At 44.3% G+C, this 12,130-nt stretch carries 12 protein-coding genes; 4 read left to right on the forward strand and 8 right to left on the reverse strand.

What is annotated here, in order from left to right; genetic code table 11:
* Positions 1 to 15: 15 nt before the first annotated feature.
* From GV64_RS01230 to GV64_RS01260, 7 genes are all read right to left on the reverse strand, one after another.
* Complete coding sequence (locus GV64_RS01230) at positions 16 to 1,119, reverse strand: extracellular solute-binding protein (protein WP_020582017.1); 1,104 nt, start codon at positions 1,117 to 1,119, stop codon at positions 16 to 18.
* 93 nt (positions 1,120 to 1,212) lie between these two features.
* Positions 1,213 to 2,253, reverse strand: a complete 1,041-nt coding sequence (locus GV64_RS01235) for a histone deacetylase family protein (protein ID WP_020582016.1) — start codon at positions 2,251 to 2,253, stop codon at positions 1,213 to 1,215.
* Between the two features lie 116 nt (positions 2,254 to 2,369).
* Positions 2,370 to 3,431 (reverse strand): Fic family protein, encoded by a 1,062-nt coding sequence (locus GV64_RS01240; protein WP_020582015.1) that lies wholly within the window; start codon positions 3,429 to 3,431, stop codon positions 2,370 to 2,372.
* A gap of 264 nt (positions 3,432 to 3,695) precedes the next feature.
* Complete coding sequence (locus GV64_RS01245; protein ID WP_020582014.1) at positions 3,696 to 4,136, reverse strand: hypothetical protein; 441 nt, start codon at positions 4,134 to 4,136, stop codon at positions 3,696 to 3,698.
* 215 nt (positions 4,137 to 4,351) lie between these two features.
* Positions 4,352 to 5,989: a hypothetical protein gene (locus GV64_RS01250; RefSeq protein WP_152553891.1), complete on the reverse strand. Its 1,638-nt coding sequence runs from the start codon at positions 5,987 to 5,989 to the stop codon at positions 4,352 to 4,354.
* Positions 5,990 to 6,201: 212 nt separating this feature from the next.
* The gene (gene truC / locus GV64_RS01255) at positions 6,202 to 6,939 is read right to left on the reverse strand and encodes a tRNA pseudouridine(65) synthase TruC (RefSeq protein WP_020582012.1); all 738 of its coding nucleotides are present in this window, start codon (positions 6,937 to 6,939) and stop codon (positions 6,202 to 6,204) included.
* A gap of 65 nt (positions 6,940 to 7,004) precedes the next feature.
* Positions 7,005 to 7,889 (reverse strand): DMT family transporter, encoded by an 885-nt coding sequence (locus tag GV64_RS01260; RefSeq protein WP_020582011.1) that lies wholly within the window; start codon positions 7,887 to 7,889, stop codon positions 7,005 to 7,007.
* Between the two features lie 403 nt (positions 7,890 to 8,292).
* On the opposite strand from GV64_RS01260, the gene GV64_RS01265 reads away from it, so the two are divergent.
* From GV64_RS01265 to GV64_RS01275, 3 genes are all read left to right on the forward strand, one after another.
* Positions 8,293 to 8,532 (forward strand): hypothetical protein, encoded by a 240-nt coding sequence (locus GV64_RS01265; RefSeq protein ID WP_020582010.1) that lies wholly within the window; start codon positions 8,293 to 8,295, stop codon positions 8,530 to 8,532.
* A 252-nt stretch (positions 8,533 to 8,784) separates the two neighbouring features.
* Complete coding sequence (locus tag GV64_RS01270; protein WP_152553892.1) at positions 8,785 to 9,339, forward strand: hypothetical protein; 555 nt, start codon at positions 8,785 to 8,787, stop codon at positions 9,337 to 9,339.
* Positions 9,340 to 9,439: 100 nt separating this feature from the next.
* Complete coding sequence (locus GV64_RS01275; protein WP_157236970.1) at positions 9,440 to 10,306, forward strand: nuclear transport factor 2 family protein; 867 nt, start codon at positions 9,440 to 9,442, stop codon at positions 10,304 to 10,306.
* A gap of 20 nt (positions 10,307 to 10,326) precedes the next feature.
* Here the strand turns inward: GV64_RS01275 and GV64_RS01280 are convergent, their stop codons facing one another.
* Positions 10,327 to 10,671, reverse strand: coding sequence for a hypothetical protein (locus GV64_RS01280; RefSeq protein ID WP_020582007.1), 345 nt, complete (start codon positions 10,669 to 10,671; stop codon positions 10,327 to 10,329).
* Between the two features lie 247 nt (positions 10,672 to 10,918).
* Here GV64_RS01280 and GV64_RS01285 point away from each other — a divergent pair, with 247 nt between their 5' ends.
* On the forward strand, positions 10,919 to 12,100 hold the full coding sequence (locus tag GV64_RS01285) for an efflux RND transporter periplasmic adaptor subunit (protein WP_020582006.1): 1,182 nt from the start codon (positions 10,919 to 10,921) through the stop codon (positions 12,098 to 12,100).
* Positions 12,101 to 12,130: the final 30 nt, after the last annotated feature.

Consider the following 12,130-nt stretch of genomic DNA (forward strand, 5'->3'; position numbering starts at 1 on the left):
GATTATCTACTTTTCTCAGCTTTTACTTGCCGTTTTCGCTCTATTCCAGGCACGGGTTACCGTTCGGACAATCTTCTTGTCCGGAGACTTCACCACAAATAGAGAGTTCAACCGCGCTTCTGATGGATAGATACCATCATTATTGCGCATCACTTCATCCACCAAAGGCGTCGCCTTACGGTTAGCATTGGCATAAGCAACGTAGTTACTGATGTCCGCAGTTACCGATGGCTCCAGAATATAATTCAGGAACTGGTAAGCACTCTCCTTGTTCATGGCGTCTTTTGGCATGGCAAGAACGTCATACCATACGGTCGCACCTTCTTTGGGAATGTAATAACGAATATCAATCCCGTCTTTTTTACCCAGCTCGGAGGCCTGCAGGGTACCGCCTGAGTATGCAATTGCGGCACAGATTTCACCACTGGCCAGACCATCTACAAACTGGGAAGAGCTGAAATAACGAATATGAGGAACAATCTTCGCGAGATGATCACCCGCAGCCTGCCAGTCCTTGGGGTTCTTGCTGTTTGGATCTTTGCCCTGATAAACCATGATAGACGCCAGAACATCCATCGGATCATCAAGGATAGCGATACCGCAGGAAGACAACTTCTCAGCATTCTCCGGATCGAGAATCAGGTCCCAGCTATCAAGGGGGGCATCATCGCCCAGCACTGCTTTCACTTTCTCAACATTATAACCAATTCCAGATGTACCCCACATATAAGGAATGGTGTAACGGTTGCCCGGGTCAAAAGCTTCGAGCTTTTCCATCAGGATAGGATCCAGATTCTGCCAATTGGGAATACGGCTCTTATCCAGCTCCTCGTAAACTCCGGCTTTAATCTGATTCGGCACAAAGTAACTGGAGGGAACCACGACATCAAAACCTGAACGTCCTGCCAGCAGCTTCCCTTCCAGCATCTCATTGCTATCGTACAAACTGTAGGTGACGTTTATACCGGTAGATTTCTCAAAGTCAGATACCGTATTTTCGGCAATATAGTGAGACCAGTTATAAACATTCAGTTGAGGCTTCTCTTCTGCATGACCAATGGAGATGGCAGAGATGGAAACCGCTACAGACAACAACCCGGAAATCAATGCTTTCAACAATCATTACTCCTGTTGAAAGTTAAGAGTGATACAGTCCTTTGACTGCCCCATAAAAAAGGCCACTGAATTCAGTAGCCATTATTTAAAGCCCTTTCAGGCTCTGTATTGTTGAAACCCTTCAAGCACATTGGCAGTGTTCGTGCCCAGAGCATCAACAGCGTACCCACCCTCAAAAATAAATTGAGTAGGTAAACCCAGTTCCGCAATCAGGCGGCCCATCGTTGTGTAATTATCAGACTTCAGTTTGAAGAACGATATAGGATCCTCCTCGTAGCTATCAAGGCCGAGAGAGATCAGTAAAATGTCTGGCTGATAAGCGGCAATTTTATCCAGTGCTTTCTGCAGGGCTGGCTCATAGTCAGACCAGTGACTGTTCAGGGCCAGGGGCAGGTTAAGGTTGAAACCTTTACCATCACCTTCCCCAGTCTCTTCCGAATAGCCCAGAAAATAGGGGTAGTCCCAAGATGGGTCGGCATGGACAGAAGTGAAGAGAACATCAGCACGATCGTAGAAAATCGACTGAGTACCATTGCCATGGTGATAATCCACATCAAGGATAGCTACTCGCTGACAGCCATTATCCAGGTAAGCCTGTGCAGCAATCGCTGCATTGTTCAAATAACAGTAGCCGCCCATCTGGTCCTGACTGGCATGGTGTCCTGGTGGACGACAAAGACTGAATACAGAGCGTTCACCATTTTGAATCAGTTGCTGGCCAGCAAGAGCACACTCAACGGAGGCCCAGATCGCCTGCCAGCTGCCTTCTACGATCGCAGCCGTCAGATCTGACGAGTAATAACCCAGCTTACCTTCGATATGATCCGGACAGATCGACCGGAACCTTCTGACAGGAAGGCAGTAAGGCATGGCCTGCGTGGTACTTTCAGGAAACGTTTCCTGCCACTGCTGCCAGGCGACCTGCAGAAAATCCACATACTCCCTGGTATGAACACGAGCAGCCGACTCGATCATAAAATGATCCGGTTTTATTACCGGGCCAAGGCCTCTGGCCATAATGTGCTTAAGAACGATTTCAGTTCGCCCTGCCACTTCAAAGCTGGGTACCAGTTCTCCACTGAGAACTTCTTGTATATTGCAGTGAAGCGCCTGCTGCTCGGAATATAGGGTGATCATTTCTATAGGAAGAGCCTTAGCTATTATAAAAAAGCAGGCAATCCTATATAAATCTTATGATCAGGTATACACGCATATATCCGTTGCTTTTGATATGACTGAAGTATTGGCCCAGCTCAAGCGATCGTTAACCGATTGCACTTCTGCCATTGCGCTCCACGCCCTCTCCCTACCGGCTCCAGCAAACCTTCAGCTCGCATTTGCTGTACGACTTTTTTTACCAGCTCCCGACTGACTGTGGGTATCTGCAAGCAGATATCAGCAATAGAAAAGGCACGGCTGGTCTGTTCAATAGCCATCCTGACCAGCTGGGATTTTGGCGCCCGGCTTCCCTGCCATTGCAGAGCATGTATCTTATCTTCCAACTCATCGTAAGCACGAATCAACGTATGCAGAAAAAAATCAATCCAGGGCATCGGGTTGTGCTGTCCCTCATGCCAGCCTTTGACGCTGAGTTGCAATGCCCGTTTGTAGGCCTGTTCATGCCTGGTCAGTACCCGTTCCAAACTGATCAGCTGTGCTACCTGATAACCATTGAGCGCCAGCATCATTGCCATGATCAGCCAGGCAATTCGGGCATTGCCATCACTGAAAGGGTGAATACAGAGAAAATCCAGTACCACTGCGGGTATCAGTAAAAGCGGCTCAACCTGATGCTGAAGTCCTTCATGATAAAGTGCAATTAACTCTTCCATCGCTCCGGCAATGGCAGCAGCTGGCATGGTTCGGTATAAAACACCAATTTTCTGCCCTTTTGTATCTCTCTCAACAATTTCTTTATTGGTGACCCGCCAACGACCACCCTCATGGGGAACATGGGCATACAACATGGCATGGAGCTGACGAATAAGACTGACTGAAAGCGTCATATGTTCACCCGGCTCAACCATAATCTCTAAGCCATCTCGATAGCCCGCCACTTGTCGTTCAACGGGGGCAGTCGGGCGGTATTCCTTGTGAACCAGCTTACGAACCAATTCTCTGGAAGCAACAATACCGTCTAATCGACTGCTGTATTCCACGGACTCCAACACAGCCACTTGTCGAAGCGTATCCAGCACTTCCGGCTGCTGACGAATGGTAACCAGTTGTCTCCCTTTGAATTCTCCTAATTGCCTGAACAAAGCAAGCTGATAGCTGCTGAAACTATAACCGGATAAATGCTGTAGTGTTTTCATACGTAATACGACTAAAAATATAATAGGTATTTATCGGGCACAAAGCTGAGAACCAAAACACAGCGTCAATTAATACCCATAAAATTCAGAAATTTAAGAAAACTCCAAGAATAGGATATTTTTTGGACAATTTTTAATCAAACTCGTAAAAACACCTATTAGATATAGGCAAGCAGGTAGGATCAAAGCACTGAAGAGCGAGAAACAAAGGAAGGAGACATTTCGCAAAAGCTTCAAAGAAGCTTTTGCGAAGTGAGGAAATGCTTATTCAGCAAAACTGCAGACTTGCACACACATCAATACACATACCATGGCTTCAGGATCATTGCGACAGGCTGATGCACAGGGATCAAAATCCCCACCCAGCTCTGCACAGATTTCTTCGGCCATGTACTCACATTCCTGCTGTTCTTCCAGCCAGCGGCTGCCCTCAGAAGAGATGCAAGCCAGAACATTCTCAGGGCCAGTCGCTGTGATCTGGGCAGGAATAGAGCGGGTCATACGAACATTTTTCAGGACACCCGCTTTACTCAACTCCATAACCTGCTGCATAACTGGATCCGGAGTCATGGTTGAACCGGTAAACTGACGGGTTACTTCCACTTCCGAGTTTTCAGCCATAACCTCCTGTGACTCTTGGGTTGAAGCACAACCAGCTAAGAAGAGTGCCAGTGAAACCAGCATTCCAGAAAAAACATTTTTCATTGAAAGACCTCAATACGTTGAAGAAACAAAACAGGCAGATATTAATACATTGCCGTTTAATTATGTCTAGCCAATTAAATGCTTTATTTGTATTTCATGCGATGCTAAACCTTGTTGATATTCTGGCTGATCATTAAATCAACGACCCGCTTCATACTTCCAACATTCTGACGTTACAAGAGCACTCATAATTTGTTTTTAACAGTACCTTTCAGCTAAACATCAATTATTTTTTCATCAACACCTTCGGTAGATGGGTGTAAGTGATAAAAAACAAGATCATCGGCCTCTCTCCCATGCTCTGGAGACTCCACACGAGCAGAAATGTAGCAATCATCGATAATTTCAATATTTTCTGAGTCTAGTGCAGGCCCAATAGAGTTAATAATCCAATCTCTTGAGCATTCAAACCAATGTTTAATCCCGCCCTTTTCAGTCCAGGATAATATACTTCCATCTGTTTGAACCTTGAACCATGGCTTAGAGTCCTTATGCTCTCCAATGCTTTTTGAGAACCAGATCTCTTTTGAGCCCCCTTCCCACCATACCGTAAACTTCCCATCCTTTTCTGCTGTCACCACTCTACCATCAGGAAGAAGGTCCATATCCCATAGACCGGATATTCTGGCAATGACACTTACCTGTGATTCTCCACTTTGCTCAATAATGTTTACAGATGAGATTGTAGAATTGTCGTTATCATCTTTGCTCAAAACAACCAGATAGCCTTCCGGGTGAAGTCGTACTTTATTTATCGAATTATCGAACTCACTCAGCCTTTCAGATTTCCAGTGTCCTCCATCATCCTGCTTCAGTACCATTAATTGCCGTTCCACCCAGTATGCCACTGTTTTACTGTCCATCTTGCACACACCATTAATCCTGTGTTCCGGGGATGAACTTTCAGATGAAGTCAAACTTGCTGAATCGCTAATTTCAGAACCCGCTTCCGATACTTCATCAACATCACTGCCACCAACCTCAGCGTCACGTTCAAATAGTTGGCCTGAGCCTAAAGCTTCACTAGTTAAAGAAGGTTGTTGTACACAGTTAGTTGCTAAGAGAGGATTAAAATCAAAAGCCGGTTGTTCTTCATCAAGATCTGATTCAGTTCTAACTGGCTCTTCATCGTAGTCATCAGGGGATTCAAAATCTGGAAAAACATCAATCTTTTCAGGAACCCATTCACCATGTTTTTGGGTCCATACAAAAATATGATCATCATCCCATGACACAAAATGATGATCATCTAAGTCCTCTATATCACAATGAGAATCAAATGGGCCATATTGATTCAACGCAAAAGTGGTGGGATTCCAGGAACCATTTTTCTCCAACCATAAACATATATTGCCATTATCTTCCCATGAGAGCATGCGCTGACTATCTAATAACTTCAGTCCTAATGTTGGGTAATCCTGACTGTTAGATACTACTTTATTGTCCCACTGTCCCCCTATTTTTTTCCAGATGATAACTTCGCCCTCTTCATCCCAAACAACAATACCTTTGCCAGAGCCAGACATCGGTTTAGAACTCATATTCCGATCAAAAGCAAAAGGAAGCCTTTCCGCAGGAAGCTCTCTACTTTTACAGTTATTAATTCTATCAGTAGATAATAAATAACTTACTGAAGCATTGTTGATTATCTTTCCTATGAATGGCCTTTGATATAGGTGGCGATGAAGATTAAACTCTCTCGGGCACAATAAATTTTTTATGCCAAAATCAGATTTACTAGGAAGGACCTTTATCTTTCTAGCACTCTTAATTCCATATGAATGATCCCTTAATTCATCGATAGTTGTTTCTGCTGTCCTTTTTGGGCTGATTGTTACTTGGCTTACTTGCATGAACAAAATCCCTACTCATTAAATATTCAATTAGGTTTTAAAAATCAATAAAATTATGACAAAAAAAATTAATAATAGTTCCAATTCAAATGAGAAATAGGATTAATAAATCTAAAAAATCATGCTGAATTTAAGAAAATAAGTTGCAATATTGAATTTCAGACCACCAAAATTAATAGGAAGCCAGTAACCATGCTGTTACTGGCAATAATTTACAAAGTCCAATCAAACAAATTAGCTAGTCTTTCAAACACATCATCAACAGGCGCTTCAAAACAAATACCTATTCCTGTAAGAGGGTGCTTCATCTCCATTCTGGAGCAATGAAGCAACAAACGGTTGGCACCAAAATGTTCAGCAAAATATCGGTTATGGTTTCCCTTACCGTGTTTGGCATCACCAATAATTGGGTGGGCAATATGTTTCAGGTGCCGACGAACCTGATGTTTACGCCCAGTTATGGGCTTAGCTTCCACCAGTGAATATCGGCTGCAGGGGTAGCGGTCGATGGCTATTGGCAGCTCGACAGTGGCCAGCCGACGAAACTCGGTAACTGCTTCCTGAGCCGGTTTATCCTGACGTGCTTTGCGGTCAGCAATTTTATCCAGTTTTTCCTTCAACGGACGATCAATCACGCCGGACTCAGGTGTATAGCCACGAACAATGGCAAGATAGGTTTTACAGATCAGCCCCGTCTGAAACTGCTCACTGGCCATTTTGGCGACTTCAGAAGACAAGGCAAAAACAAGAACCCCGGAAGTCGGTTTATCCAGCCTATGGAGAGGAAAAACATGCTGACCAATCTGATCCCTCAGCAGCTGAATCGCAAAACGGGTTTCATGACGATCAATCATGGAACGATGAACCAGCAAGCCGGAGGGTTTGTTGATGGCCACCAGCCACTGGTCCTGATAGATAATGTCCAGATGTTCAGCAGGCGCTTCGATCATACCTTTTACCCACTCAAGCCAAAAAGCACGGAGGATAAAGACAATTGAAGCGCAAAGCTATTCCATCAAATAGTCTGCCTTTTCTCTTTGAACAAACTGCCAACCGTGATTGCCCCAAGAATCACAACACCGCCTGCCAACGTTCTCAGGGAGGGTATTTCTGAAAGCAGGAGTGCGGCAAGCACAATGCCATAAACCGGCTCAAGGCAGGTCACCAGGCTCACCAGCTGAGCCTTTAGGTAGCGGAGGCTACTTAAAAACAACATGAGAGGCACAGTTGTACATAGGAAGCCAAGAATGAGGAATTCTGGCCAGTAATTAAGCATCACACTAACGCCTGACTTTGGCATAATCAGTGCCGTCGTGATGACTGCCCCCATATTCTGGAGACAGGTTAACGCCATGGCACCGGTCTTCTGAATGCGACTTCTATTAGCCAGAGAAAGGATGGCAAAAAGCAGAGCACTAAAAATTCCCCAGGCCAACCCTTCAACCTTCCCTTCAAAAAAAGTGGATGAAGAACCCACCGATGAGAACGGGAAGACAATAACAAGCCCAGCCACGACACCTGCTGCAGTCAATACATCCAACCACCTTAATCGCTCTTTGAACAGCAATGGCTCAAGCAGGGTTACAAATACTGGAAACGATGAAAATGCCAGCAAACCAACAGCTACCGAGGAGACCTGAATAGCCTGAAAAAAGGTCATCCAGTGGATAGCCAGAATACTTCCCAAGGCCATATTGATCGGCCACTGACCAGGTACCAACATCTGTCGGACCTTTCCCTTACAGGCCAGTAAGAGTAACAATACAGTACTGCCAACCAGAGTTCTTCCCAGAACAATCCAGCCAGGATCAATGGGGAGCAGCTTGCCAAATAGCCCTGATAATCCAAATAAAAGTATGGCGATATGAAGTGTGAATAAAGCCTGTCGGCTATCGTTCATTGCTTTCCCTTACATCTTAAACAGGAAAAGGCTACCTGCAATCTGAGAAATTCAGGGTATGAGCATGGCAACCATTGAAAAACAGAAGGAAGAATAACCGATTAATTATAAAAGTGTTGGAATAATGGCACTTTTGCTTAACCCACGGACATATACCTATATAAACACCGTTGTATCAAATAAAACTTCAACCTGTTGAAAATAAAGAATAAAACTTAAAACCAACTAATCAATACAGATAACTAAAAACCAAATAGATTAATTAATTATTTCTTATCCAAATTAAGAATAACTTCTTACTTTCACTTCCTTGTTATTTGTTCCCTATACAACTTCACTATTAATTAAACCCTTTATAAATATGGTTTGAAATTAACTCGTCTGATTTTAATGGAGAACAATAATGAAAAAGACTCTTTTTGCCATCGCAACTTCTTCTGTCATTCTTTTCAGTGCTAATGCTTCTGCTGACATGGATTACGCCGCTCAAGCTATGGAAAGACATGGTATGGAAAAGCCTGTATCAATGCCTTTCATGAATGTATTCAGTGGCAGAGCATCACTGGATTCTATCGTTGTTCCTACTGACTATGAAAAGCTGCAAGCTAGAATGGAAGAGCTATCTGATAGAAGAGGAAAGTAATTTCTTTTAAAAACATATGGTTGTGATACTTATACATCCCAACCATATGTGCGCTGATCAACACATATGCTTCCATTCGATATACTGAAGATAAAGCAAGTAACTATGGGTAAATATAGGATGGCATAAACTGTTTACCCAAAATCCATCCCTTGATAACACTGCATTTTTTTGAGAAAGCATTCTGCGCCTTTTAAACACCCCATCCAACACCGTATGGGTTAAAAAACCATGTTAAGGGAGCTGGGTATTATGAAGTTTTTTGTAGTCATTCTTATTGCAGTTGCTGCTTTCTATTTTTATAAAAGTGATCAACCAGAAATCATTATTTATGATGGTATAACTAGTGAGAATATCTTTGAAGTAAGTGGTTCAGACAGCCGCTTTCAATATGAACTGGAAGAAGGCTTTATCTCCATCGACGCTGTTGCTGCAATGACTGGTACAAATGGGGGGCTTAAGGAAGGAGGAGCGTTACTGACGGTGCACTTATTAAACCATCAGGCAGTCAATAAGTTTACTGAAACGTATGGTCAGTCTGGACTGTGTCCAGCACCTTTCTTTAATCAATATGCAGATCAGAAGATTCTGGTTGCCGCAAGCTCAGTGATTGGAGAGAAAATCGCTTCCTGGAATTTACCAGATTACAGAATGAGCAGTACGTGGGAAAACTTCACAATACAAGGACAATGTATAAAGCGGCTAAAGTACGGAGAGCTTGATGGAGAGGAAATGCAAATACCTGACTCTTTTTTTAATAACTGCCGCATGATTCTGGTGAATGAACTGGAACATTATTCCCTCTAACAGACTCAATATCTGTATTCTTAACTGTCCTTCAGGATTCGTTCAATTAATTGGCTTTGGTCTAAACTTCACTCCTCTCAGCCAAATTAAGTGCAGAGCCATGTCATTAGTTGTCAACTTTCTTAATGAATTCAGAGACTGTCTGCTCAATGGCAGTGAAGACCGAGTACTGGAACTGAATATGCCTGATGACATCACAGGCTGGGGCATCACTGAAAGTGATGATTTCAACTGTCTTGATGATCTTTACAAGCGCTCAGGTCGTTACTTTGCAGAGCGGGAGTCTGCTGATATTCAACTTGAGCCACTGGACAGTTTCGGAAATGGCAAAGCAATGATGATTGCCTGCCGGCTCAAACGGGACATTCAATATAAAAACGGTTTACGGTTGAAAGATGACAATCTAAGACTCACGTTTTATCTAATAGAGCATCAGGGCGAGTTGAAAATTCGTCATGGCCATATCAGCAAAGCCTGGCCTGAAACCATAGCATTTCCGGTCGATCCGATCCCACAAAGACCTCAACCAGAATTGACTGATCGTTCTGCGAGGTTGGACTCAATCAGCATTGCTCCATTTCTTGATGCTTTGAGCAAACGGGTTAACTACAGTGAATCAACCGATATGGAAGGCCTTGAGTCCCTGCAGCACCCAAGTCAGAGCAGGATTTACTTTCCCATTCAGGGGAGTGGAGAACTTCGGGGAACCCGTCAGTACACACAATACCTTCACTCGCTTGCCGAAAAGTACGCCAATCCATCGCTTAAATATCATCACCCGGTAGCCTTTCAAGATCAATCTCTGGTCTGCCTCTCGGCCTACGCTGAGTCTTCCTGTCTGGATAAAATCACCGGCGAGGAAATCAGCGTCTCACCATTGCGTGTAACCTATGTTCTTCAAGAGCACGAAGGCCAGTGGTTATGTCGACACAGCCACTGGTCGTTACCCCATCCCGATGTTGTCTGAGCCCGCCAGACAATCTGCTTTTAAACCAGATCTGCAACATCCGCTCTTAACAGAGGTTCCTTACCAAGATCAAAACCAGCAACAGCAATATGCAAAATGAACAGTTGCTTCAGGGTGTCAAAGTCTCTCGACTTTGGCCACCTGTCTTCATCTTCAGTCCACACTGAAAACTCATTCTCCAGAATGGCGCGAGCCTCCTCACTCACACCATCGACCAGACTCTCTTCCGACTCATGCTCATCAAAAAGATAAGCGCCTCCTTCAAAGTCCCATGTCTCAGGAAGTTCAACATCCAGACTTTTTACCCAGTCGATAAACGCTGGTTTTGGCTTCAAGGTAATGACACAACGGTTAATAAATTTCATTACTTACCTGTTCGCTCTTGGATATAGGAGGTTGAAATTTTTTGTGCCAGACGCTTTGAATCACACCATTAATCATGGATGATTAACTGCCGGCACGCATAAACTCAAATTATTATAAACAACCATGAGTATAAGAAATATTTTTCTCCACACTCCCTGATGAGTTTTGAACAGAAAGCACTCAATAAAAAACACAAAAACACTTTCTTGAAATTGGAGTCTGCAGCGCAGAAAGGATGGTAACGAGATGCCTAAGGCCTGGCAGCTAACAAAAAGAACAGGTAGCTTTATTGCACTGTCACTCATACTGACGGGTTGCAAGGAAGAGATAGCCCAGCCCTCTGTTCAGTCCGTATCAGCCCAGAACAAATCGGTTCAGAACCAAAGTGGACAGACTGATAAAGCTCTGCCGAAAGTCTCATTACAAACAATGGTGGAAACGCAAACTGTACCGACCATTCGCACCGTCGGGGAAATACAGTCAGCCGTACAAGTCGATATGTCGGTCAACTTCTCTGCTCCCGTTTCTCGTATTGCGGTAACAGAGGGTCAGAGAGTCAAACGCAACCAGCTATTACTGGAACTGGATGCCACCAAACTACAACTTCACCTCAATGCTGCAAAACAGGCACTGCAAAAAGCCGAAAGTCGTTTGGCTGAAGCGGCTAACAACCTGCAACGCAGGGAGGTGTTGGCCAATCAGAATAATCTATCCCAAGAGGCACTCGACAGTGCCCACTATGAACACCAGCGCAGCCAGGCTGAAGTGGCTGAAGCAAGGGCAAATGTAAGCCTGGCGCAACGGGAACTATCAGACACTCGTCTTTTAAGCCCGGTTGATGGCATCGTTAATAAGCAGCTTGTAGAAGCAGGAGAAAGTGTTCAGCCTGGACAAAAACTGCTGATATTACAGGCGACAGAAACGCTTGAAGTACAAACATTTGTCAGTGACCACAATGTTAACTCTCTTGCTCCAGGCAGCCGTGCTGAAGTTTCTATTAATAAAGGCTGGAAGGAACGCAGTTATCAGGCGGAGATCTTATCCGTTGGTGCTGCCGCAGACTCACGGACGGGTAACTTTGAGATACGGCTACTGCTGAACCAGCCTGATACCTATATTCGTCCTGGCATGACCGCCCGAATTTCAATGGAAGGCCTTCCTCTGAACGGTATTCTGCTGTTACCAGAAAGCGCTCTGACCGATCAGCAAAATCAGCGCGTCGTTTTTGTCTACAACGACTTAACCGGCAAGGTTGAGCAACGGCATCCTGCCTTGAAAGTGGGGCTGGGAGATCAGCTCATTATTATGTCTGGCTTAGTGGCTGGGGAGCAGGTTGTTGTTGGTGGCGTTAAACATCTGGTTGAAGGCACTGAGGTGGGTGTAGCTGACAGAGCCAATAATGAAATATCGCAGCTATCTGTCCAGTAGAACGAAATAAAAGAATAATGAGTTCGTCAC

The sequence above is a fragment of the Endozoicomonas elysicola genome (assembly GCF_000710775.1).
Classification (GTDB): domain Bacteria; phylum Pseudomonadota; class Gammaproteobacteria; order Pseudomonadales; family Endozoicomonadaceae; genus Endozoicomonas; species Endozoicomonas elysicola.